The following is a 23,110-nucleotide window of genomic DNA, read 5'->3' on the forward strand; positions in this document are numbered from 1 at the left end:
TCGCGTTTCCTGACCCCTTCAAGGCGCAGACCATGAATAGACTTACTCTGACCCTGAGCGGGGTCCTTCTCGCCACCAGCGCGCTGATTGCGCCCGGCCTGGCGTTCGCCCAGACGGCCCCGACTACGCAGACCCCGGCCGAGCAGGTCGAGGAACAGGCGACCGACGTCGGCGAGATCGTCGTCCTGGGGCGCTATATCCCCGAGCCAAACCGCGAAAGCTCTGAAGTCGCCGCCTTCCTGACCTCGGAAGACCTGGAGCGCACCGGCGACAGCAACGCCGCCGCCGCCCTGACCCGCGTCACCGGCCTGTCGATCGTCGAGGGCCGGTTCATCTACGTCCGCGGCCTGGGCGAGCGCTATTCGTCGGCCCTGCTGAACGGTTCGCCACTGCCCAGCCCCGAGCCTCTGCAACGGGTCGTGCCCCTGGACCTGTTTCCCTCCAGCATCCTGGACGGCGTGACGGTTCAGAAGACCTATTCGCCCAACTTTCCCGGCGAATTCGGCGGCGGCGTGATCGATCTGCACACGATCGACGCCCCGAACGAACCCTTCTTCAACATGAAGCTGTCGCTGGGCGGCAACACGGAATCGACGGGCAAGGAAAGCCTGATCTACTACGGGTCGCGCACCGACTTCACCGGCTTCGACGACGACACCCGCGACGTGCCTGGCGCCATCCGCATCGCCTTCGACCAGGGCAAGCAGATCAACACCGCCAACTTCTCGGCCGCCCAGCTTCAGGCCATGGGGCAGTCGTTGGAGAACGCCCCGCTTCGGCTGTTGCAACGCGAGAAGACCCCGATCGACGGCGGCGTCGAGCTGGCCGGCGGGTTCTCGCAGGACACCGGCCTGGGGACGCTGGGCCTTATCGCGGTCGCCGGCTATGACAACAGCTGGCGCGCCCGTCGCGGCGTTCAGCAAGAGGGCCAGTTCCAGGGCGACGCCCTGGAGGTCTCCTCTTCCTATGACGTCGAATCGAACCAGAACGACATCCGGTTGAACATGCTCGGCGGCCTGTCGCTGAAGACGGTCGATCATGAGCTGAAGTGGACCAACCTGTACGTCCGCAACACCACCAAGGAAGCGCGTTCGGCCGCCGGCCCGGACTTCGACGCGGGCGGAAGCGTCATCCGCAACGACTATACGGAATGGTTCGTGCGCCAGCTGTTCACGAGCCAGCTGGCTGGCGAACACCAGTTCATGGACGGCGCCCTGGAGATCGACTGGCGGGCCGCCTACGCCAAGACGTCGCGGGACGCGCCCTATGAGTCCCGCTTCCAATACGGCGTGGACGCCGCCGGCGACTACATCCACAACGTTCAGGGCAATCTGATCTCGTTCAGCGAACTGGACGACGACATCGTCTCGGGCGGCGTGGATGTGGCTTACACCCTGCCGTTGTCCTCGATCCGCGAGGCGATCATCAGCGCCGGCGTGGCCTCGTTCGACAACAATCGCGAAGCCACCCGTCACGATCTGCAGTTCGAAGCCGTAAACGGCCTGACCGACAGCCAGCGTCACGCGCGGGTCGATTATCTGTTCTCAGACTACAACATCAATCCGAACACTCTGCAGCTGCGCGAAATCGCCGGCAGCAACGGCGCCAGCGCCTATGACGCCGAGCTTCAGGTCAATGCGGCCTATGCGATGATCGATGCGGAGATCATCCCGCTGGTTCGCACGACGGTGGGCGTCCGCTTCGAGGACGGCCAACAGAGCGTCACCCCGCGCGACGTTTTCGGCGGCGCCTCGACCTATAAGGCCACCGAAATCGAGGAACAGTATTGGCTGCCTTCGCTGACGGCGACCTGGAACTTCGCTGAGGATCAGCAACTGCGGTTCGGCGCGTCCAAGACGATCGGTCGCCCGCAGTTCCGCGAACTGGCCCCCCAGGCCTATACCGATCCGGAAAGCGACCGCATCTTCATCGGCAACCCCTACCTGGTGGACACCGAACTGCTGAACCTGGACGCGCGATACGAATGGTACTTCGCCCGCCAGCAGTTCATCACCGCCGGCGTCTTCTACAAGGACATGGACAAGCCGGTTGAATCCGTCATCGTCGATGTCGGCAACCAGCGCCAGCAGTCCTTCCTGAACGCGCCCAAGGCGACCATCATGGGCGCCGAGGTCGAGGTGAAGAAGTATTTCGAGTTCCCCGACCAGCCCATGGCCTTCATCGCCAACAAGCGTTGGTTGGTCCAGGCCAACTACACCTACTCCGACTCTGAGGTGAAGGTGAGCTCGGGCGATACGGTGCTGACCCTGGGCGGCGCCGGTACGCCGGAACAGGCTTCCTTCTTCATTCAGGACGGCAGCCGTCTGCAAGGCCAGTCGGATCACGTCGCCAACCTGCAACTGGGGTGGGAAGACGACACGGCCCGGTCTCAGGCGACGATCATCGTCAACTATGTCAGCGATCGCATCACCGCCCGCGGCGCCGGCATCAGCACCAGCCGCGAACCGGATTTCATTCAAGATCCGGGCGTCTTCCTGGACTTCGTCTATCGCAAGGACTTCACCGTCATGGACCGCGACATGGGCTTCGCCCTGGAACTGCGGAACCTGCTGGGAACCGACTTCGACGAATACCAGGAGCGGGGCGCCAAGATCCGGGTCAACAACTATGACCTGGGTCAGAGCGCCTCGGTGAGCCTGACCGCGCGCTTCTGAGCCGTCAGAACCGCAAACCATCGACGGCCGGGAGGCGAACGCCTCCCGGCCGTTTCGATTTAAATGTCCGTACACAGTTGAACTGTCACGAGAAGTTATCCACGTCTTCACACTTCGGTGAGGCCCGCATACGGACGATTGTTCTACACGCCATTCGCGGCCGTCGGGGGCCGGCACGGGCTTGGCGTCGTGATTGCTGACATCCGCAACCTCAGCCTCTCCGCCGCCCTGGACAGGGGGCGTCGTCTGCCGCTGCGCCGCCTCGTGGAACTCCTTCTGATCGCCCTGCTGCTGGTGCAGGCCGGCCGTCTGATCTGGCTGTTCGCCGCGCCCAGGCCCCAGGCTGAGGCGCCGGCCGCCGCCGCTGTGGCTAGGCCTGTCGACGTCAGCATACTGTCGCGGTTTGACGCCTTCTTCCGCACCGGAGGGCAGGGGGCCCTGGCCGGCGCCTCGGGCGCGGAGGCCAGTCAGATGCGTCTGTTCGGCGTCCGCGCGGGCGGCGTGGGCGGCGGCTCGGCCATCATAGGCCTGGCTGACGGGCGTCAGATTTCCGTCGGCGTCGGAGAGGAGGTCGAGCCCGGACTGGTGTTGCAGTCTGTCGCTCCCGACTTCGTGACCCTGGCGCGGGGCCAGTCCCTGACCCGGTTGGAGTTTACGGATGCGCCTGCCGGGGCCGCGTCGCCCCCGCCGCCGCCCTCGACCCCCCAGATCGTGACCCCGCCCGCCGCTTCCCCCGCCTCGAACGCGGCCGCAGCCGCAGTCGTCAATCCCCAACGCCTGATCGCTCAGGCCGCTTTGCGCCCAAGGCTGCAGGGGCTGGGCGTCAAAGGCCTGACCGTCTCGTCCGCCGGAGACGGGTCGGAGCTTCGCAGCGCGGGTCTTCAGGCGGGCGACGTCATTCTGTCGGTCAACGGCGTGGCCCTGAACAGCCCTCAAGCGGTCGGCGCCCTGAGAAGTCAGCTGGCCGACGCTTCCTCTGCCGAAATCCAGTATGAGCGCGGGGGTCAGACCCGCACCACCACCATAAGGACGCGACCATGACCGTCTCTCTGCGCCACCGGCTGATGCGCTCCGGCGTCGGGGCGCTGGCCCTGGTTCTGGCTTTTCAGGCGCCGGTCGCGGCCTCGCCGGTCCTGGCCCAGGAGGCGCGCCAGACCCTGAACGTCCAGGGTGCCGACATTCGCGCCTTCATCCAGGACGTGGCCCGCACCACCGGCCGCACCTTCATCGTCGACCCGGCCGTGACCGGTACGGTGACGGTGACCAGTGAGCGCCCGCTGGGTCGGGCCCAACTGTTTGAAGTCTTTTTGTCCACCCTGCGGGCCAACGGCCTGGTGGTGACGCCGACCCAGTCGGGCGCCTATCGGATCAGTCCCGCCCAGGGCGCGGCCCAGGGACCGTCCACCGTCGGGGCCGAGCGGTTCTCGACCGAGGTCTTCCAACTGCGCAACATCGACGCGGCCTCGGCTGCGGAGACTATTCGGCCCCTGGTCGGGGCTCAGGGCCAGGTTCTGGCCAATCCGGGCGCCAACAGCGTGGTGGTGGCCGATTTCTCGGACAATCTGGCGCGCATCCGCTCGCTGATCGGCCGGATCGACGTGGATCGGTCCAGCTATGAGGTGGTCGCCCTAGAGAACGCCTCCGCGCGCGAGATCGCCGGGGTGCTGCAACAGGTGATGGCCGCGCCCGGGGGCGGGCAGGGCATGGTGACGGTCACGCCGGTCGAAAGCTCCAACTCCATCGTCCTGCGCGGCGACGGCCAGGCCCTGGCGCGGGTGTGCGGCCTGATCCATGACCTGGACGGCCGGTCGAGGGCGAACCAGGATGTGAACGTCGTTTTCCTGGAACACGCCAATGCCGAGCAGCTTCTGCCGGTGTTGCAACAGGTGGTGGGCCAGCCCGTGACGGCCTCCAACAGCACGAGCCAGGGCTTGCGCACCGCCGCGACCGGATCGACGACCAGCGCCTCCAGCGGCCTGTCGCGCGCCGCCGCCAGCTTGGGGAGCGGAGACGCCGAGGGCGGCGCCATCGGCTCGTCCTCCGTCACCGCCACCGGCCATCGCGCCACCATCGCCCGCTTCCCCGGCGCCAACGCCCTGGTGATTTCCGGGCCGGCCGACATGCAGCGCACCTTGGCCGACGTCATCCGTCGCCTGGACGTGCGCCGCCAGCAGGTGCTGATCGAGGCCATTGTGGTCGAGCTGAGCGACAACGCCGTGCGCGAACTGGGCGTCCAGTGGCTGTACGGCGGGGAGAACGGCGTCGGCCTGACCAACTATACTGACAACGCCACCCCGTTGGTGAAAATGGCCGGCGGCGCCTATGCGGGGCAGCTGGACGAGGACGATCCTCTGCGCGAACAGCTGCAGACCCTGGCCCTGAACAGTCTGGTGGGCGCCAACGGCTTCGTCGGCGGCGGCGGGTTCGAGGTCGAAGACGGCCTGTTCGGCTTCATCATCAATGCGGCCAAGACCGATAAGGGCTCCAACCTGCTCCAGACGCCGTCGATCATGACGCTGGACAACGAAGAAGCCACCTTCCTGGTCGGGCAGGAGGTGCCGATCACCACGGGCCAGACCCTGCTGGACGGAAACTCCAACCCCTTCACCACCACCGACCGCAAGGACATCGGGGTGCGGCTGACGGTGCGGCCCCAGATCAACGCCGGGGGCTCCATCACCCTGACGCTGCGTCAGGAGGTGTCGGCCATCAACGGCGGTCTGACCAGCAGCACGACGGATCTGGTTTTCGACAAGCGCGAGCTGCAGACGACCCTTGTCGTCGACGACGGCGACATTGCGGTGGCCGGGGGGCTGCTGGACCAGAACGACATCATTCAGGCGGACAAGATCCCCGGCCTGGGCGACCTGCCCGGCGTCGGCGCCCTGTTCCGCTCGAACAGCCGTCAGCGCGGGCGGACCAATCTGATGGTCTTCCTGCGCCCCACCATCATCCGCACCCGTGAAGAGGCTCAAGGTCTGGCTGCGGACCGCTGGGGCTATATCCGCGACCAGCAGCAGGCGGTGCAGCCGGATCGCGAGCCCAGCCTGGACGCCCTGGTGCGAGACTATATGCGGACCCAGGCCCCGGCCGCCCCGGCGACGGGCGAGCCGATGGTGATCGCGCCGACGGGCGTGACCGCCCCGGTGGCCCCGGTCGAGGCCGCGCCCCTGCCGTCGGCGGGACATTGACGCCATGATCACCTTGGTCGGCCCAAGCCTGCCCTACGGCTTCGCCAAACGGCACGGCGTCCTGCTGCTGGACGCCGGCGATGTGGCGCGGGTGGGCCTGCGCGAGGGCGCCGACCCCAGGGGGCTGATCGAGGCGCGGCGGGTGCTGGGTCGGCCGCTGGCGGTGGAGCCCCTCAGCCAGGCCGCCTTCGACCGGCAGCTGTCCGAGATCTATGCGGGCGATCATCTGGCGGCGGCGGACGGCGAGGATCTGGACATGCCGGCCGGGCTGGACAGTCTGATCGACGACATCCCGGCGGCGGCCGACCTGCTGGATACGGCCGACGACGCCCCGGTGATCCGGCTGATCAACGGGATCATCGCCGAGGCGGTGCGGACCGGCGCCTCGGACATCCACCTGGAGACCTATGAGAGCGCGCTTCTGGTGCGGATGCGGATCGACGGTGTGCTGCGCGAGGCCCTGAGCCTGAACCCGCGCATCGCGCCGCTTCTGGTGTCGCGGATCAAGGTCATGGCCCGCCTGGACATCGCCGAGAAGCGGGTGCCCCAGGACGGGCGCATCCCCCTGGCTCTGGGCGGCAAGACGTTGGACGTGCGGGTCTCGACCCTGCCGTCGCGCGGCGGCGAGCGGGTGGTTATGCGGATCCTGGACAAGGATCAGGCGGGTCTTACCCTGGACCGCCTGGGCATGGCGCCCGACGCCCTGGCCGCCTTCCGCGCGGCCCTGGCCGAGCCGAACGGAATCATCCTGGTCACCGGGCCGACGGGTTCGGGCAAGACCACCAGCCTGTATGCGGGCCTGGCCCTGTTGAACGACCAGACGCGCAACATACTGACGGTCGAAGACCCGGTCGAATACGCCATCGACGGTGTCGGCCAGACCCAGGTCAACACCAAGGTCGGCATGACCTTCGCTGCGGGCCTGCGGGCCATTCTGCGCCAGGACCCGGACGTGGTCATGGTGGGCGAAATCCGCGACGTCGAAACCGCCGCCATCGCTGTCCAGGCCGCCCTGACCGGCCATCTGGTCCTGTCCACCGTCCACACCAACGACGCGGCGGGGGCGGTGACGCGTCTGCGCGACATGGGGGTGGAGCCCTTCCTCCTGGCCTCGACCCTGCGGCTGATCGTGGCCCAGCGGCTGGTGCGCCGTCTGTGCGAACACTGTCGCATCCCCGAGGTCGCCGACAAGAAGACCGCCAAGCTGATCGGCGCCAAGGCCGGGGTCACGGTTTGGCGCCCGCAGGGGTGCAGCCACTGCGGCGGCTCCGGCTATATCGGTCGGATCGGCCTTTATGAGGTGATGAAGGTCGGCAACCGCCTGCGTCGCCTGATCGCCGCTGAGGCGGACGAGGACGCTCTGGTCGCCGCCGCCTTCGATGGGGCAGGAACCCTGGGGCATCGGGCGCGGGCCCTGGTGCTTGAGGGTGTCACCTCGGTCGAGGAGGCGGTGCGCGTGGCTCGCCAGGAAACGGCGGCCGACCCGGCGGAGGCGGCCTGATGGCGGGCTTCGACTATGTCGCCGTCGATGCGGTCGGCCGAACCGTGTCCGGCGCCCTGACTGCGGCGGACGAGACGGCGGCGAGGGGACAGTTGAGCCGTCGCGGCCTGATGGCGTTGGAACTCACGCCGGCTCGTGTCGGGTCGCGGGGCGAACGGCCCCTACAGGGCGGCGCCGGCGTCCGTCTGGGGGCGAAGACCTTGGCCCTGACGACCCGGCAGCTGGCGACGCTGATTTCCGTCTCTCCGGTCGAGGAGGCGCTTCGGACGTTGGCCCTCCAGGCGGATCGGCCGGCCGTGCGTCGCGTGCTGGAAGGCGTTCATGCCGGGGTGATGGAGGGGCGGCGGTTGTCCGACGCCATGTCGGTGCAGGGCCGCGCCTTTCCGCCGCTCTACCGGGCCATGGTCTCGGCCGGCGAACAGTCCGGCGCGCTGCAACCCATTCTGGAACGGTTGGCCGACGGGCTGGAGCGGGACCAGCAGGTGCGGGGCAAGGTGATCACGGCGATCGTCTATCCCGCCGTCTTGGCGGTGGTAGCGTTGGGCGTCATCGCGGTGCTGATGACCTTTGTCGTGCCCAAGGTGGTCGATCAGTTCGAAAGCATGAACCAGACCCTGCCGCTGTTGACCCGGATGGTGATCGGCCTGTCGACGCTGATGCGGCACTGGGGCTGGCTGCTGATCCTGATCCTGGCGGCCCTGATCGGCGGGGGCGTGGCCGCGCGGCGCCATCCTGCAACCCGTCTGCGCATGGATGAGGCGATGTTGAGATTGCCGGTCGTCGGCCGGCTGACGCGCGACCTGCACGGCGCGCGCATGGCGCGGACCCTGTCAACCATGATTCAGGCCGGCCTGCCCGTGCTGGAGGGGCTGACGATCACCGCCCGAACGGTGTCGAACCGGGCCCTGAGACGCGCGACAGAGACCATGGCCGAGGCCGTTCGCGAGGGCGGGGGCCTGTCGGCCGCTATGCGCCGCGCCGGCGTCTTCCCGCCGCTGCTGGTCTATATGACCGCTTCGGGCGAGAGCAGCGGCCGGCTGGAGCCTATGCTGGAGCGCGCCGCCGACTATCTGGAGCGAGAGTTCGCCACCTTCACCGCCGTGATGCTGAGCCTGCTGGAGCCGGCCATCATCGTCGTCATGGGCGGGGTAGTGGCCCTGATCGTCCTGTCGATCCTGCTGCCCATTCTTCAGATCAACACCCTGGCGATGGGGTGAGGAGCGTTTAGTGATGACTTCAGAAAATCAGAACAAGAGACGGAAACGGCAAGGTTTCACCCTGGTCGAACTGATGGTGGTCATCGTCATCATCGGCCTGTTGGCGACGGTCGTGGCCATCAATGTCCTGCCCAGCCAGGACCGGGCCATGGTGGCCAAGGCCAAGGCGGACATCGCGGTTCTGGAACAGGCGATCGAGACCTATCGCCTCGACAATCTGAACTTCCCCACCGATCAGCAGGGGCTGCAGGCCCTGGTGTCGGCGCCCGCCGGTCTGACCCAGCCGGAGCGGTATCGCGAGGGCGGCTATGTGCGTCGTCTGCCCGAAGATCCTTGGGGCAATCCCTACCGCTACCGCCGCCAAAGCACGCACGGCCAGCCGTTCGACGTCTTCTCCCTGGGGGCGGACGGGAAGGAAGGGGGCGAGGGCAATGATGCGGACCTCGGCAACTGGCAGGGCTGACCGCGCTCAAGCCGCGCGCCGCCGCGCGGTGAGCGATAGCGCCAAAAGAAAAGCCGGTTTCACCCTGGTCGAGCTGATGGTCACGATCGCGGTGATCGGGCTGGCGGCTGGGGCGGTGGTGCTCTCCATGCCCGATCCTCGACCGGCCGTCGGGGTGGAGGCCGAGCAGTTCGCCGCTCGGCTGGCGCGCGCCCGAGAGGAGGCCATCATGACCAACCGTCCGGTGGCGGTCGAGGCGGACGCATCCGGCTATCGGTTCGCGCAGTTCGACGGGACGGCCTGGACGCCGCTGAACGGCGTCTTCACGCCTCGAACCTGGGCGGAGGGCGTCGCGGCGCCCGCCGGCCCTGTTCGCATCGTCTTCGATCCCACGGGAATCGCCGATCCGGCGCAGGTTCGGCTGAGCCGTGACGAACAGGTCCGCACCATCTCGATCGACGGCGCGGGCGAGGTGTCGATCAATGGTTGAGGCCGTCCGATCGTCAGCGGCGGGCCGCGCCGGCTTCACCCTGATCGAGATGCTGGTGGCGTTGGCGGTCTTCGCTCTTGCGGCGATGGCCCTGTTGAATCTGTCGGGAGAGGCGACACGCTCGGCGGTCCGGCTGGAAGCCCGGACCCTGGGCGGGGTCGTCGCTGAAAACGTGGCGGCAGAGGCCATGCTGGCGTCCAGCCTGCCGACCGGTGAAACCTCGGGCCAGGTCGAGCTGGCGGGCCGCGTCTGGCGTTGGCGGCGGGTGGTGACGGGAACTGAGGTTCCTGGCCTGGGCCGGATCGACGTTCGCGTCTTCACCGACGAAGGCCAGGTCGCCGACCGGGTCCTGTTCCGCGCGGCCGCGGCATGAGGCGCGTGGGCCACAGGCTTGGGAGGCGCGGCGGCTTCACCCTGGTGGAGGTGCTGGTCGCCTTGGCGATCTTCGCCCTCCTGGCCGGTGCGGGCGCCCTGGTGCTGAGCCAGACGATCGACACCCGGTTCGCTCTGCGCGCCGAGACCGACCGGATCGGCGATCTTCAGCGCATGCACGCCCTGTTGAAGGCCGACCTGGCCCAGGCTGCGCCGCGCCGCGTTCGCGCCCCGACCGGGCGGCCTCTGCCGCGCGCCCTGATGGGGCAGGAGCAGCCCGGCGATCCGATCCTGACCCTGGTTCGGAACGGCTGGTCCAATCCCGGCCAGGCCCCGCGGGCGTCGTTGCAGAGGGTCGAATATCGGGTGGTGGAGGGGCGTCTGGAGCGGCGGGTCTTCCCCTATCTGGACGGCGCGCGCCCGGGACCGCCTCAAGTCCTCTGTCGCGGGGTCAAGGACGCGGCCGTGACCTTCATTCAGGACGGGTCGGAAGCCCAGGCCTTCATCACCTCCAGCGACCGCCCGCTGCCCGATGCGGTTCGTATCGTCATGACCCTGGACGGGGTGGGACGGCTGGAACAGCTTTTTCTGGTCGCATCGGCATGAGGCGGGGGCGGACGTCGCGCGAAGGGATGGCCCTGTTGACCGTCCTGCTGCTGGTGGCCGTCATGGCCGCCGTGGCGGTCGTTCTGCTGGACGACGTGCGCTTTTCCGTGCGCCGCACCACCAACGCCGACGTCCAGGCCCAGGCACAGTGGTACGCCGCCGGGGCCGAGAGCCTGGCCCGTCGCCAAATCGCCGACCTGATCAAGGCCGATCCGCTCCGCACCCCTCTGGAGCCGCGCTGGAACGGCCGGTTGCTGAACTTCCCGATCGAAGAGGGCGCGATCCGCGCCGTCGTCACGGACGGTCAGGCCTGTTTCAACCTGAACTCGCTGGTCTATGGCCAGAGGGAAGATCTGTTCGCCCGGCCCGAGGGCGCGGCCCAGTTCATCGCCCTGGGGGCCGCCCTGGGCGTGTCACGCGCCCGGATGGCCGCCGCCGCCGCCGCCCTGACCGACTGGATGGACGCCGATGCGGAGGCCGCGCCGGGCGGGGCCGAGGACGCGCGTTACGCCGGGCTCGCCACGCCCTACAGGACTGGCGGGGTCGTGCTGGCCGACGTCAGCGAGATGCGGGCGGTCGCCCACATCGACGCCGGTCTCTATGATCGGCTTCGACCCTATGTCTGCGCCCTGCCGACGGCCCAACCGGCCAAGTTGAACGTCAACACCTTGACGCCCGATCAGGCGCCGCTTCTGACCATGCTGACCGCGGGGGCGGTCGGGGTTCAGGGCGCGCGGGCCGCCATCGCCGCCCGACCGCGCCAGGGCTGGGCCTCTACGGACGCCTTCTGGGGGCAGCCGGCCCTGCAGACCTATTCACCCGATGATCAGACCCGTGAGCAGGTGACGCTGGTCACGCGCTATTTCGATCTGACGGTCGACGTCGACTATGCCGGCGGTCGCGCCGTCCGAACCGCCTTGATCCACGCCGCGCCCGACGGCGCGGTGCGCACCGTCATTCGCCGCTGGACCCCTGAAGAATGAGCCAGACCCGTATCGTCATCATCCCGCCGGCCGCCTCCATGCCCGCGCCCTTCCTGACCTTCGACGATGGCGGGCGGGTGTTGCAGCGCGGGTCGCTGTTGCTCGAAGACCCCCTGACGACGCCCGATGTCCGCACCGTCGCCGTGGCGCCGGGCGCCGATGTTCTGGTGCGCTGGCTGGATCTGCCGGTCGGCGGCGCGGCCCAGGTGCGGGCCGCTGCGCGCTGGGCCTTGAAGGACGAACTGGCCGGCGATCCCGAAAGAACGGTCGTGGCCGTGGCGCCGGCGGCGCGCGGCGAAGAGACCGCCCCACGACTGGTCGCCGCCGTCAGCGCGGGTCTATTGGAAGCCTGGATCGACTATCTGGCCGCCCTTGGGGTTCGGCCGGTCGCGGTCACGCCCGACTGTCTTCTTGCGCCGCCGCCGTCGGGCGATGAACTGGTCGCCGCCGTCTTCGGCGGGGATACGGCCCTGCGGGGCGAAGGCTTTGCGGCCACAGTGCAGTCCGATCTGGTGGACCTGATCGCCGGCGATCGCCGCCTGGTGCGGATCGAGGACGCCGAGACCCTGGAGCGCTGGCTGGCCGCCGCCGCCGTCGCGCCGGCCGTCGATCTGCTGTCGGGCCAGGAACGCAAGCGCGAACCGGGCCGGGGCGACTGGCGTCTGGCGGCGGCCTTGGCGGCGGCCCTGCTGGTCTCGCCCCTGATCCTGACCGCAGCGGGCGGCTTGCGCGATCAGGCCGCAGCGCGGGACGCCGAACGCCAGACCCTGGCCTTGATCGAGGCCCGGCTGCCGGAGGCGGCCGGCGCCCCCGATCCCGTTCAGGAGGCGCGTCGGTTGATCGACGTCGCGCCGCCGCCGGGCGGGCTGGCGGCGGTCTCGGCGGCCTTGTTCGCGGCGGTCGAACAGGTAGAGGGAGCCGAACTGGACAGTCTCAGCGCCGGGCCCGGCAAGGGGGTGCGGGCGACGCTCAGCTATCCCGCCTTTTCGGATCTGGACGCGATCCGCGCGACCCTGACCGCCTCCGGGCTTTCGATGACGGACCAGTCCACGGTCGAGGACGGCGGTCGGGTGGTCAGCGAAGTGATCATTGGAGGGATGCAATGAACGGCCTGATCGCTCAAGCCGCCGCCTGGTGGGACGGCCGCACCTTGCGCGAACGGCGCATGCTGACCGTGATGGGCGTGGCGATCGCCGCCGTCCTGGCCTGGTTGCTGATCGTTCGGCCGCTGGCGAGTTGGCGCGATGAGGCCGCGCGGACGCGCGCGACGGCCGAGGCCGAACTGACGGCCATCGAGCGCGGGACGGGGAGCCTGGCCGTCGGCGAGGCGAAGGCAGGAGAGGTCGACGTCTCCGCCGCCGTCGCCGAGGTCGAGGCGGCGACCGGATTGACGCCCCAGATGGGGATGTCGGCCGAGGGGGGGCTGGGGTTCAGCCTGACCAATGTGTCGACCACCGCCGCCTTCGGCTGGCTGGCGGCCCTGCATGACCGGAAGGTCGAGGCGACGACCCTGAATGTGGTCGAGAACGCCGACGCCACGATCAGCCTGGAAGGGACGCTGACCGCCGCGCGGTGAACCCGCCGCGCCGTGAACCCGCCTCGTCAGCCCCGCGTCAGGGTCTCAAGCCGCAGCAGTCGGTCGCCGGCGGTGATGAACAGGGTGCGGCCGTCTTCTCCGAAGGTGCAGTTGGCCGCCGCGCCCGCCGTGTCGATCAGACCCAGGCTGCGGCCGTCCGGCGTCAGCACATGGACGCCGCCCGGACCGGTGGCGAACAGGCGTCCGTCCCGATCGACCGCCATCCCGTCCGGCAGGCCCGGCGCCGAAGGGCCGGCCAGGGCGGCGAAATCCTTGAACACCCGGCCGCCCCTGATCCCGCCCGCGCCGTCCAGCTCATAGGCCATCAGGACCGGGCGCGCCGGATCGGAGACCGAGACATAGAGGGTGCGCTGATCCGGGGACAGGGCGACGCCGTTGGGGAAGGTCAGATCATCGACCAGACGATGCACGCCGCCGTCGGGATCGAGCCGGTAAACGCCGTTCTCCGCCATCTCCTTCAGCGGCGAACGGTCCATGTCCTTGAGACCATAGGGCGGGTCGGTGAAGAAGATCGCACCGTTCGACGCCTGGACCAGATCATTGGGGGAGTTGAACCGCGCGCCGCGGTAATGGGTCGCCAGCAAGGTCTTGACCTGGGTCGCCAAATCCACGCGGGCGATCGCCCGATTGCCGTGATCCGCCATCAGGATCGTCCCCGCCGGACCGGCGATCAGGCCGTTCGACCCCGGCTCGCGGAAGACAGACGGGTCGGGTCCGTCATAGCCGGACGGCGCCATGAAGACCGACAGGCCGCCCGCTCGTGACCAGCGATGGATGCGGTTCTCCGGCACGTCGCTGAAGAGCAGATACGCCCCCTCGGCGATCCAGACCGGGCCTTCAGACCAGGTGAAGCCCGACGCCAGACGCTCGAGCCGTGCATCCGGAGTGACCACCCCGTCTAAGGCCGGGTCCATACGGCGGACGCCGCCCGCCGTCACGGCGAGGGAGGAGCAGCCCGCAGCGGCGAGACCGCCGACGAGCACCAGACGACGAGAAGCAGGCAAGACGCACTCCTGAAAAGAGCGGACACTGTAGCGATCCTCAGGTCCAAGGCCATCCGTCTTCAAAGAAGGAGGATGGTGCCGGTTGCAGGAATCGAACCCGCGACATCCAGTTTACAAAACTGGCGCTCTACCAACTGAGCTAAACCGGCCGCGTCCGTATGACGGAACTGCGCGCCTTATGCGGACGGATCGCGCCGGACGCAAGACGCCTCGCGCGGCCTCAGTCCAGGGCGGCGGCGATCCTGTCCGCGAGAGGCTGAAGCGTCGCCGCATCGGCCATGGGGGCGTGACCGTGCCCCTTCATCGGTCGGTCCGCCCAGCGCGGGATGATGTGGAAATGCAGATGGAAGACTGTCTGGCCGCCGGCGTCGCCGTTGAACTGCATGATCGACAGGCCGTCTGGCGACAGCGCCTTTTCCACCGCGCGCGCGGTCCGTTGAAGCGCCGCCGTCATATGGGCCAAAACGTCGGGCTCGACCTCTAGCAGGTTCCGCGCCTTGGATTGTTTGGCGATGATCAGGACGTGGCCCTCCGACTGAGGAAAGACGTCCATGAAGGCCAGGACGTGGTCGTCCTCCCAGACCTTCACCGAGGGCAGTTCGCCGCGAAGGATTTTGGCGAAGACATTGTCGGGATCATAGGCGCCGTGAAGGCTCATCTGCAGTCTCCGTGTCGGATCGTTCCGCGAATCTAGCAGGCGCGACGGATCGAGGGGAGCCTTTTGCCCCGATGGCGCGTTATGGTGACGCTTCCAGCCCTGAGGACATCATGATCCGCTTCATCATTCAGGCCGTCGTCACCATGATCGGCCTTTGGCTGTCGGCCCAGGTGGTGCCCGGCGTCGCCTTCACCAACAACGGCTCTTTGATTGCGGCCGCCCTGATTCTGGGTCTGGTCAATGCGGTGGTGCGGCCCTTCATGGTGATCATCACCTTCCCCATCACCGTCGTGACCCTGGGCCTGTTTCTGCTGGTGGTGAACGCCGCCATGATCGGCCTGACCGCCATGTTCCTGGGCGGTTTCACCGTGAACGGCCTGTGGGCGGGGATCGGCGCCGCCATCGTGACGGGCGTGGTCAGCTGGATCGCCGGCGCCTTCATCGGCGACGAGGAAAAGCGCGGCTGAAGCCGCGCGGTCCAGCCTCAGTCACAGGCGGGGGAAGGCGCAACCCTCTGCGTCGAACAGATGGACGTCTGCGGGCGCCGCCGACAGGCTGACGGTTTCGCCGACCGTCAGACGGCGCTCGCCGGGCGTCTGGACCGTCAGGGTCTCGTCGGAGGCGGGATGTTTCAGATGGGCCATGGTGACTGCGCCCAGGGTTTCGACGAACAGGACCTGGGCCGACAGGCTGTCGCGACCGTCGTTCAAGGCGATATGTTCGGGCCGTATCCCCAGGGTGACGGCGGCGCCCGGCTGGGCGGTCGAGGCGTCCACCGCCGCCCGCACCCTTTCGCCTCCAGCCGTCTTGACGACTGCGCCTTCTTTCGAAGCCTCGACGATCTCGGCCTTCAGAAGGTTCATCTTCGGGCTGCCGATGAATCCGGCGACGAACAGATTGGCCGGATGCTGATAAAGCGCCATCGGCGCCCCGACCTGTTCGATCCGTCCCCCGTTCAAGACCACGATGCGGTCCGCCAGGGTCATGGCCTCGACCTGATCATGGGTGACGTAGATCATGGTCGTCTTAAGCTCGCCGTGCAGCCGCGCGAACTCGTAGCGCATCCGCACCCGCAGGGCGGCGTCCAGGTTGGACAGAGGCTCGTCGAACAGAAACACTTGGGGCTCGCGCACGATGGCGCGGCCGATGGCGACGCGCTGCCGCTGGCCGCCGGACATGGCCTTGGGTTTGCGGTCCAGATAGTCGGTGATGCTCAGGGCCTCGGCCGCCGCGCGCACGCGCCGATCAATCTCGCCCTTGTCGGTCTTGGCCAGTTTCAGTCCGAAGGCCATGTTTTCATAGGCCGTCATGTGCGGATAAAGGGCGTAGGACTGAAAGACCATGGCCACGCCGCGATCCGAGGGCGACAGGGCGTTGACGCGGCGGCCGCCGATCCAGACGTCTCCCGTCGTCGCCTCTTCCAGCCCGGCGATGGTCCGAAGCAGGGTGGATTTGCCGCATCCGGACGGGCCGACGAAGACGACGAATTCGCCGTCCGCGATCTCCAGATCGACGCCCTTCAGCACCTCTACGGCGCCGAACGCCTTCTTCACGTCGATCAGACGGACGTCCGCCATGCTTCTTCCCTAGGTCGCTGCGTTTTGGCCCACCGTAACCGGTTACATGGCGGGATCAATGGGCGAGGTTTGGTTCGGCCAACGCAGTGGGGCAAATCTGCAAAATTGCAAAATTGAGTCTTCACAAGTAGCGAAGTGTCGGTAAAAGCCCCGGCTTGGACCACGGGGGAAGACCGATATGACGAAGCGCAGACTCTGGATGGCGACCGCCGCCGGCTGGGCCGTCGCCGTCGCGGGCGCGGCCCAGGCGCAGCAGCCCGCTCAGGTGGAAGAGGTCGTGGTGACGGGGTCGCGTCTGGCCGGGGGAGATCGGGTTGCGCCGGTGGAAACCGTGAACCGCACGGTGCTCGCCGCCGCCGGAGTAGGCGATGCGGGCCAGCTGACCCGGCTCGTGACGGCCAATTCGGGCTCTGAGGCGCAGGTCGATCAGCTGAATCAGCCGCAAAGCTCGGGCACGGCGCAGTTCAATCTGCGAAACCTGGGCCTGGGCTCGACCTTGGTCCTGGTGGACGGCCAGCGTTGGACCTCCAGCGCCGTGGTGGCCACCGACGGCGCGGCCTTCGTGGACATCAACGCCCTCGTCCCCCTGATCGCCCTGGAGCGGATCGAAGTGGTCAAGGACGGCGCCTCGGCCGTCTATGGATCGGACGCGGTCGCCGGGGTCGTCAACTTCATCACCCGCACCGCGGTCGATCATCCGGAATTAAGCGCCCGTTACGCCTTCGCCGACGGATCGGACGAAACCCTGGTCCAGGGGCTCGGGGGCTGGACGCTGCTGGGCGGCGATCTGACGGTCGCGGCGTCCCGCTTCCACCGTTCGGCCCTGAGCACGGATGAAAGGGATTTCGCCCAGGCGCAGACCTATGGCCGGGCCCCCTGGACCGCCGTGACCAGCTACGGCCAGCCCGGCTCCTATTACCGGCCCAGCCGCCGCGCCTATTCGCCCGATCCGAGCTGCGGCGACCCCGCCTTCCAATCCGCCTATCTCAACTCAGCGACCGACGCCTTCTGCCGACTGGACTATTCGGACTTCTTCGACCTGGCGCCGGAAGAGACGCGGACCCAGGTTTTCGCCGATTATCGACGCCCCGTGGGGGACATGCGCCTGTCCTTGCAGGCGGCGGGCTCGGCCAGTTCGACCACGGCGCGCCAGACGCCGTCCCTGCCCATTCTGGCGCGGTCCCTGAGCGTCCCCGCGTCCCATCCCGACAATCCGTTCGGAGAAGACGTCCTGTTTCGCGGTCGGCTTCTCGGCGCCGAGGCCGGGGCGTCGAAGGCTCAGTTCGACTATCGCACCTGGCGGGTCGCCGCAGGGCTGGACGGCGATTTCTCCGGCGGCTGGCGCTGGAGTCTGGCCGCCACGGCCAGCCGCCAGCACGTCGCCTATGACAAGCCGGACGTGATCGGCAGCGCCCTGCAAAACGCCCTGAACGGCCTGGGCGGTCCGGGGTGCGACCCGGCGACTGGGACGCCCGGCGTCGGCGCCTGCCGATATTTCAACCCGTTCGGAAGCGCCTATCTGGGGACCGGCGCGCCCAACAGCGCCGCCCTGATCGACAGTCTGATCGGCTCTGCGGGTCTGCGTGGCGCCGCCAGCCTGACGACCGCCGACGCCTCGACCTCGGGTCAGGCCCTGGGCTGGGACGGCGGCTCTGTCGATCTCGCCATGGGGCTTCAGTTTCGCCGCAGCGCTTTCCGCCACGACTGGAACGATCTCGTCAACCGCGGCGACCTGCTGACGGCCGGCTATTCGCCGGACTTCGACGGCGACCAGCAGGCTTTGGCCGCCTATGCCGAGGCGCGTCTGCATCTGGGAGACCGGATCGAGGCCCAACTGGCCGGCCGCTATGAAGCCTATGACGGGGAAGGCCGGTTCAATCCCAAGGCGGCCGTTCGCTGGGAGGTGGTGGACGCCCTCGCCCTGAGGGCGTCCTGGGGCCAGGGCTATCGGGCGCCCTCGGTCTACGCCCAGTCCGGCGCTCAGGCGGCGCAGCCTTCGGTGCTGGATCGCGGCGCCTTCGTCTTCGTCAACACCCTGACATCCGGCGATCCGGAGCTGAAGCCCGAAAAGTCGGAAAGCCTGACCTTTGGCGCGCAGTGGCGTCCGCTGGACGGGCTGGAGCTGTCCCTCGACGCCTGGCGGTTCGACTATAGAGATCAGGTGGTCAAGGAATCGGCCCAGGCTGTGATCAACCAGGCGGCGGCCGATGATTTGGCGGGACGGACGGGTACGGACGCCCAGTCGCGTCTGACCCGGTCCGCGAGCGGGGCCCTGACCTTCGTTCAGCTCTATTTCATCAACGCCTCGTCGATCGAAACCCAGGGGGTGGATCTGTCGGCCCGCTACGGCCGCGATCTTTGGGGCGGACGGGCGTCGGCGGCGGCGGACTGGACCTATGTCGATCGCTACGACATCCGCCTGAATGCGAGCGCCGACGCCGTGTCCGGCGTGGGGTCCACCAATCTGAACAACATCGGTCGATCCTTGCCGCGCAATCGGGGAGAGTTGGTTCTGGACTGGCGCGACGGAAGGCAGGCTTTGACCGGCCTTGTTCATTATACGGCGGGCTACGCCAACGACCGCAGCGGGATCACCGACGCCTCGATCGCCAGCCAAACGACCATCGACCTGCTTTACACCCGCTCCCTCGGGACCGACATCGACCTGACGTTGGGCGCGGTCAATATCGCCGACAAGGCCCCGCCGCTGGCCCAGTTCGCCTTCGGATACGACCCCGTCGTGGCCGACCCACGTGGTCGGGTGATCAGTCTGGGCTTTACCAAGCGCTTCTGACTGCTTCCGACCCCATCTGGCGCGGCCTTCTTTCCTCGGCTAAGGCGGGGGGCGAAGGAACTCGCCATGACCCCGACGCTTTACGGCATACCCAACTGCGACACTGTCAGAAAGGTGCGCGTCTGGCTGGAACAGCATGGCGTCGATTATGTTTTCCACGACTATAAGAAGGCGGGGATCGATCCCGTGCGCCTGGGCGGCTGGGTCGATGAACACGGCTGGGAGGCGGTGCTGAACCGCGCCGGGACGACCTTCAAGAAGCTGCCGGATTCCGACAAGGCGGGCCTGAACCGAGACAAGGCCGTCGCCCTGATGATCGCCCAGCCTTCGATGATCAAACGGCCGATCCTGGACTTGGGGAATCGGCGGCTGGTCGGATTCAAGCCCGACCTCTACGCCCAGGCCTTCAGTTGAAGGCGACGGTCGCGGCGACCCCGAAATGATCTGACGGATATTCCCCGCCGGTGGGCTGATCCCCGAACAGATGGGCGGCGGCGGGAGTGAAGAAGGCCCGCTCCACGAAGATGTGGTCGATGACCCGGTTCGGATGCCCCTTGGCCGGATTGAGGGTCGTCTCGGCCGCGCCGGCGGGCAGGGCGCTGATGAAGCGCGGGCCGGTCAGAGCCGCCAATCCCGAATCGTCCTGGGCGGCGTTGAAATCGCCCATGACGATCAGCGGCGTCCCGTCCTGAGGCAGCCAGGACAGCAGATGGCCGATCTGGCGGGCGCGCACGGCTCCGGCGTCCTGCTGCCAGGCCAGGTGGGTGACCGCGACGTCGACGGGCCGGCCGCCGACGGACAGGCGCAGACGCAGCGCCGTGCGGTAGTCGTCCAGGGGCTCCAGCCGCACCGAGTCGCGCGCCAGTACGGGCAGACGGGTCAGAAGGGCGCTGCCGTAGCGGCGCCGCGCGCCTTGGGGATCGGTGGAGACGAAGGCGACCTGATAGCCGCCCAGTTCGCGCGCCAGGATTTCCGCCTGATTCTCCAGTCCCTTGTCCGCGTCCTCCAGCACCTCCTGCAAGGCGATGACATCGGCGTTCTGAGCTCGGAGCGCCGCGATCAGAAGCGGCCGCCGCGCGGGCCAATCGCCCATGTCGTGCCAGATGTTGAAGGTCGCCAAGGTCAGGGAGGGGATCGGCTCCCGGTCAGCGGGCCCGCCGGCCAAGCCGTCGTTGGCGCACGCCGCCAGCGGCAGGGCGGCGGAGGCGGCGAGAAGGGCGCGACGTGAGATCAAGACCGTCTTCGCCTCAATCTTCGACATCGGTGACCGGCCGGTCGTGGCCGTCCGCCGTTTCAGTCACCCAGCGACCGTCGGCCGTTTCATATTCGATGGCGGCGTTCTCGTCCGGAACCTTCTGTTCCCGCGAGGCCTGGACGGCCGCGGCCTTGGCCGCCTCATGCGTGGGATAGGTTTCGGAATAGGTGTCGCCGACCCTATAGGCCCAGCCCCCGTCGTGTTCGACGATCCGGTAGACGACATGGGCCATGGGGCGCTCCTTAGAATGACAATGAAGACGACCCTAGCGGCCTCGGCCGGATGCGTCAGCCGCCTTCATGAGACAGCTTACCGATATTTCATCTGGGTTTCCGCATCCGTTTGCGCGGGCTGACGCCTCTTGTGATCAGAAGGCCGCCGCATCAGGCTGTCACAACGGATCAAAGAGAGTCTGTCATGGAACTGACACCCATCTTCATCGTCTTCATCGTCTTCGGCTCCATCGTCGCCGTGATCGTGGGCCCCTCCTATCTGAAAAGCCGCGAGCGCACCGAGATGCAGCTGACCGTCCGCCATGCTGTGGACAAGGGCCAGACGCTGCCGCCCGAACTGATCGACGCCATGACCAAGGACGTGCAGAAAAGCCTGCCGTCGCGGACCAAGGACATTCGCAAGGGCGTTCTGAGCCTGGCGGCCGGAGCAGGCTTGGCCGGTTTCGCGCTGATAATCGGTTCGGCGCACCGCGACTTTGGCTCAAACGGCCAAGAAGTCTTGCTCGGTCTGTCCTGCATCCCCGCCGCGATCGGGATCGCCTTCATCATCCTGGGCTTCTTCAACCCGAACAAGGCCTGACGTCGACCGGAGGGGGACGTCATGAGCAAGTCCTTACGCGATCTGCACGACGTGGAGCTGGCCGCCCAGGCGGCGGCCGGCGGACGGCGGGAATATGGCGAACTGGTCCGGCGGCACGGTTCGGCGGTTCGGGGGCTGCTGCGCCGCATGGGCGCGGCGCCGTCCCTGGCCGACGACGTCGCCCAGGACGCCTTTCTGCAAGGTTTTCAGCGCTGTTCGGAATTTCGGGGGCAGGGGACCTTTGCGGGCTGGATCAAGAAGATCGCCGCCCGCCTCTATCTGAAGCGCGTCGCCCGCGAAGCCCGCTATGTAGCCGAGGCTGAGGCCGATGAGGCGGCGCCGGCTCAGGATCAGGCCGGCTCCATGGATCTGGACGAGGCGCTGAGGACCCTCAGCGAAACGGAAAGGGTCTGCGTGTCCCTGTGCCACGGCGCGGGGATGTCTCACCCGGAGATTGCGGCAGCCATGAATTTGCCACTCGGCACGGTGAAGTCACATGTCAAACGTGGTCTGGATAAACTCCGCGCGCGGTTGCAGCCCGTGGCGGCGGACGGGAGGTCGCTCCATGTCGGCTGACGAATTCGATCCGATGATCGAGCGCCTTTTTTCGCGCACTCCGACTCTGGCGGATGAGGCGCTGTTCGTGGCCACCTTGCAGGCCCGGCTGGAGAAGCGGTCGCGCTGGCGCGGTCTGGCTCTGACGGCGGCCGGCTTGGTCGGCGGCGTCCTGGCCGTGCGGGAGGGCGTGAACTTCAACTTCAGCGGCGACCCCGACACGACCCTGACGCAGGGGGTGCGGACCGCCGCAGCCGCGGCCCAGGGCGCGGCCCAGACCGGCTTGGACAGCCTGGGACTTGGGTCGATCGACCTGATGGGCGGCTCAGGCATGCTGGCCTTCTGGATCGCGGCGGGCGCGGTGGCGGCCCTGCTGGCGGCGGGAGCTGTGAAGCTGTCGCAGGACGTCTGAGGGTGACTTGCGTCTTCGGCGCGCCTATCTGACGCCCCTCAGGTCAGGAGGCGCCCAATGTCCGTTCATGTTCAAGAGACCGTCAAACGGATTTCGGTCCCCGATATCGCGGGACGAAAGGGCGGCGAGCCGATCGTCTGCCTGACCGCCTATGACGCTCCGATGGCGGGGCTGCTCGACCCCCATTGCGACGTTCTTCTGGTCGGCGACAGCGTGGGGATGGCGGTGCACGGCCTGCCCAACACCGTCGGCGTCACCCTTGACATGATGATCCTGCACGGTCAGGCGGTGGTGCGTGGATCGCGCCGGGCCTTGGTCGTGGTCGACATGCCCTTCGGCTCCTATGAGGGGGGCAACGAAGCGGCCTACGCCAACTGCGTGCGGGTGATGAAGGAAACCGGCGCCCAGGCGGTCAAGCTGGAGACCAGCGTCGAACTGGCCGAAATCGTAGCCTTTCTGGTGAGGCGGGGCATTCCGGTCATGGGGCATGTCGGCCTGCGCCCTCAGGCGGTGCTGGCCGAGGGCGGTTTCCGAGCCAAGGGCCGTACAGACGTCGAGCGGGATCGGGTCCTGGAGGAAGCCAGGGCCACGGCCGAGGCCGGCGCCTTCTGCATCGTCATCGAGGGCGTCGCCGAATCGCTGGCGCGCGAGATCACCGAGGCCCTGGACGTTCCCACCATCGGCATCGGCGCCTCGGCCGCCTGCGACGGCCAGGTGCTGGTGGTCAACGACATGCTGGGCCTGTTCGACTGGGCGCCGAAGTTCGTGCGGAAATACGCCGATCTGCGCACCGAGATCGACCGCGCGGCCGCCGCTTTCGCCAATGATGTGAAAACCCGCCGTTTTCCTGCCGAAGTCGAGACCTACTTCTCGAAAAAGCCGGCTTCGCCGTAACGGACGACGTTGCGGGCGAGGGGCCGACCTTCTAGGGTCCGCGCCGGTTTGCTTTTTGCGATTTTGGGGCGACG

24 protein-coding genes and 1 tRNA gene are annotated in these 23,110 nt (G+C 67.8%); 19 read left to right on the forward strand and 6 right to left on the reverse strand.

Annotated features, from left to right (window positions below; translation table 11 throughout):
- The first annotated feature begins 32 nt into the window (after nt 1-32).
- The 12 genes from GGQ93_RS11350 to GGQ93_RS11405 all read left to right on the forward strand — a co-directional run bounded on the left by GGQ93_RS11350 (nt 33) and on the right by GGQ93_RS11405 (nt 13,053).
- Nucleotides 33-2,675, forward strand: a complete 2,643-nt coding sequence (locus GGQ93_RS11350; protein WP_183217086.1) for a TonB-dependent receptor domain-containing protein — start codon at nt 33-35, stop codon at nt 2,673-2,675.
- Nucleotides 2,676-2,864: 189 nt separating this feature from the next.
- Nucleotides 2,865-3,716, forward strand: coding sequence for a type II secretion system protein N (locus GGQ93_RS11355; RefSeq protein ID WP_311734600.1), 852 nt, complete (start codon nt 2,865-2,867; stop codon nt 3,714-3,716).
- Nucleotides 3,713-5,866: a type II secretion system secretin GspD gene (gene gspD, locus GGQ93_RS11360; RefSeq protein ID WP_183217087.1), complete on the forward strand. Its 2,154-nt coding sequence runs from the start codon at nt 3,713-3,715 to the stop codon at nt 5,864-5,866. Before GGQ93_RS11355 ends, gspD begins: the two co-directional genes overlap by 4 nt.
- A gap of 4 nt (nt 5,867-5,870) precedes the next feature.
- Entirely contained in the window at nt 5,871-7,367 is a 1,497-nt protein-coding gene (gene gspE, locus GGQ93_RS11365) for a type II secretion system ATPase GspE (protein ID WP_183217088.1), read from the forward strand.
- Entirely contained in the window at nt 7,367-8,584 is a 1,218-nt protein-coding gene (gspF, locus tag GGQ93_RS11370) for a type II secretion system inner membrane protein GspF (RefSeq protein WP_182714996.1), read from the forward strand. The genes gspE and gspF overlap by 1 nt, the downstream gene beginning before the upstream one ends.
- Before the next feature lie 13 nt (nt 8,585-8,597).
- The gene (gene gspG, locus GGQ93_RS11375) at nt 8,598-9,047 is read left to right on the forward strand and encodes a type II secretion system major pseudopilin GspG (protein WP_182714995.1); all 450 of its coding nucleotides are present in this window, start codon (nt 8,598-8,600) and stop codon (nt 9,045-9,047) included.
- Nucleotides 9,019-9,516 (forward strand): GspH/FimT family pseudopilin, encoded by a 498-nt coding sequence (locus tag GGQ93_RS11380; protein WP_183217240.1) that lies wholly within the window; start codon nt 9,019-9,021, stop codon nt 9,514-9,516. The genes gspG and GGQ93_RS11380 overlap by 29 nt, the downstream gene beginning before the upstream one ends.
- Nucleotides 9,509-9,889, forward strand: a complete 381-nt coding sequence (gene gspI, locus GGQ93_RS11385) for a type II secretion system minor pseudopilin GspI (protein ID WP_183217090.1) — start codon at nt 9,509-9,511, stop codon at nt 9,887-9,889. Before GGQ93_RS11380 ends, gspI begins: the two co-directional genes overlap by 8 nt.
- Nucleotides 9,890-9,894: 5 nt before the next feature.
- Nucleotides 9,895-10,494, forward strand: coding sequence for a type II secretion system minor pseudopilin GspJ (gene gspJ, locus GGQ93_RS11390; protein ID WP_224764314.1), 600 nt, complete (start codon nt 9,895-9,897; stop codon nt 10,492-10,494).
- A 26-nt stretch (nt 10,495-10,520) separates the two neighbouring features.
- Nucleotides 10,521-11,477, forward strand: a complete 957-nt coding sequence (gene gspK / locus GGQ93_RS11395; protein ID WP_224764315.1) for a type II secretion system minor pseudopilin GspK — start codon at nt 10,521-10,523, stop codon at nt 11,475-11,477.
- Nucleotides 11,474-12,583 carry a type II secretion system protein GspL gene (gspL, locus tag GGQ93_RS11400; protein ID WP_183217096.1) on the forward strand — a complete coding sequence of 370 codons (1,110 nt, stop codon included), beginning with the start codon at nt 11,474-11,476 and terminating at the stop codon, nt 12,581-12,583. The genes gspK and gspL overlap by 4 nt, the downstream gene beginning before the upstream one ends.
- The gene (locus GGQ93_RS11405) at nt 12,580-13,053 is read left to right on the forward strand and encodes a type II secretion system protein M (protein ID WP_182714991.1); all 474 of its coding nucleotides are present in this window, start codon (nt 12,580-12,582) and stop codon (nt 13,051-13,053) included. The genes gspL and GGQ93_RS11405 overlap by 4 nt, the downstream gene beginning before the upstream one ends.
- A 26-nt stretch (nt 13,054-13,079) precedes the next feature.
- Here GGQ93_RS11405 and GGQ93_RS11410 read toward each other — a convergent pair whose 3' ends face one another.
- From GGQ93_RS11410 to GGQ93_RS11420, 3 genes are all read right to left on the reverse strand, one after another.
- Nucleotides 13,080-14,078 carry an SMP-30/gluconolactonase/LRE family protein gene (locus GGQ93_RS11410; protein ID WP_224764316.1) on the reverse strand — a complete coding sequence of 333 codons (999 nt, stop codon included), beginning with the start codon at nt 14,076-14,078 and terminating at the stop codon, nt 13,080-13,082.
- A 73-nt stretch (nt 14,079-14,151) separates the two neighbouring features.
- Nucleotides 14,152-14,227 (reverse strand) — tRNA-Thr (locus GGQ93_RS11415).
- Between the two features lie 71 nt (nt 14,228-14,298).
- Nucleotides 14,299-14,736: an HIT family protein gene (locus GGQ93_RS11420; protein ID WP_182714990.1), complete on the reverse strand. Its 438-nt coding sequence runs from the start codon at nt 14,734-14,736 to the stop codon at nt 14,299-14,301.
- A 110-nt stretch (nt 14,737-14,846) separates the two neighbouring features.
- Between GGQ93_RS11420 and GGQ93_RS11425 the strand changes: the two genes are divergently transcribed.
- Nucleotides 14,847-15,203, forward strand: coding sequence for a phage holin family protein (locus GGQ93_RS11425; protein ID WP_183217244.1), 357 nt, complete (start codon nt 14,847-14,849; stop codon nt 15,201-15,203).
- 21 nt (nt 15,204-15,224) lie between these two features.
- On the opposite strand, the gene GGQ93_RS11430 is transcribed toward GGQ93_RS11425, so the two are convergent.
- Complete coding sequence (locus GGQ93_RS11430; RefSeq protein WP_182714988.1) at nt 15,225-16,313, reverse strand: ABC transporter ATP-binding protein; 1,089 nt, start codon at nt 16,311-16,313, stop codon at nt 15,225-15,227.
- Between the two features lie 178 nt (nt 16,314-16,491).
- Between GGQ93_RS11430 and GGQ93_RS11435 the strand changes: the two genes are divergently transcribed.
- Both GGQ93_RS11435 and GGQ93_RS11440 read left to right on the forward strand, forming a co-directional pair.
- Nucleotides 16,492-19,107: a TonB-dependent receptor domain-containing protein gene (locus GGQ93_RS11435; RefSeq protein ID WP_183217098.1), complete on the forward strand. Its 2,616-nt coding sequence runs from the start codon at nt 16,492-16,494 to the stop codon at nt 19,105-19,107.
- 66 nt (nt 19,108-19,173) lie between these two features.
- A complete protein-coding gene (locus GGQ93_RS11440; RefSeq protein ID WP_183217100.1) occupies nt 19,174-19,521 on the forward strand; it encodes an arsenate reductase in 348 nt (115 codons plus the stop codon).
- On the opposite strand, the gene GGQ93_RS11445 is transcribed toward GGQ93_RS11440, so the two are convergent.
- Both GGQ93_RS11445 and GGQ93_RS11450 read right to left on the reverse strand, forming a co-directional pair.
- Nucleotides 19,514-20,341: an endonuclease/exonuclease/phosphatase family protein gene (locus GGQ93_RS11445; protein WP_183217102.1), complete on the reverse strand. Its 828-nt coding sequence runs from the start codon at nt 20,339-20,341 to the stop codon at nt 19,514-19,516. The two genes, GGQ93_RS11440 and GGQ93_RS11445, sit on opposite strands and share 8 nt — an antisense overlap.
- A 13-nt stretch (nt 20,342-20,354) precedes the next feature.
- Entirely contained in the window at nt 20,355-20,594 is a 240-nt protein-coding gene (locus GGQ93_RS11450) for a DUF2188 domain-containing protein (protein WP_054766033.1), read from the reverse strand.
- A 185-nt stretch (nt 20,595-20,779) separates the two neighbouring features.
- Here GGQ93_RS11450 and GGQ93_RS11455 point away from each other — a divergent pair, with 185 nt between their 5' ends.
- The 4 genes from GGQ93_RS11455 to panB are packed head-to-tail and all read left to right on the forward strand — an operon-like array spanning nt 20,780 to nt 23,036.
- A complete protein-coding gene (locus GGQ93_RS11455; RefSeq protein ID WP_054766032.1) occupies nt 20,780-21,175 on the forward strand; it encodes a DUF6249 domain-containing protein in 396 nt (131 codons plus the stop codon).
- A gap of 21 nt (nt 21,176-21,196) precedes the next feature.
- Nucleotides 21,197-21,751 carry an RNA polymerase sigma factor gene (locus tag GGQ93_RS11460; RefSeq protein WP_152950553.1) on the forward strand — a complete coding sequence of 185 codons (555 nt, stop codon included), beginning with the start codon at nt 21,197-21,199 and terminating at the stop codon, nt 21,749-21,751.
- Nucleotides 21,741-22,142: a hypothetical protein gene (locus GGQ93_RS11465; RefSeq protein WP_054766030.1), complete on the forward strand. Its 402-nt coding sequence runs from the start codon at nt 21,741-21,743 to the stop codon at nt 22,140-22,142. Before GGQ93_RS11460 ends, GGQ93_RS11465 begins: the two co-directional genes overlap by 11 nt.
- 57 nt (nt 22,143-22,199) lie before the next feature.
- Nucleotides 22,200-23,036, forward strand: coding sequence for a 3-methyl-2-oxobutanoate hydroxymethyltransferase (gene panB, locus GGQ93_RS11470; RefSeq protein WP_183217110.1), 837 nt, complete (start codon nt 22,200-22,202; stop codon nt 23,034-23,036).
- Nucleotides 23,037-23,110 lie beyond the last annotated feature (74 nt).

This window comes from Brevundimonas aurantiaca, assembly GCF_014199955.1.
GTDB classification, from domain to species: Bacteria; Pseudomonadota; Alphaproteobacteria; order Caulobacterales; family Caulobacteraceae; genus Brevundimonas; species Brevundimonas aurantiaca.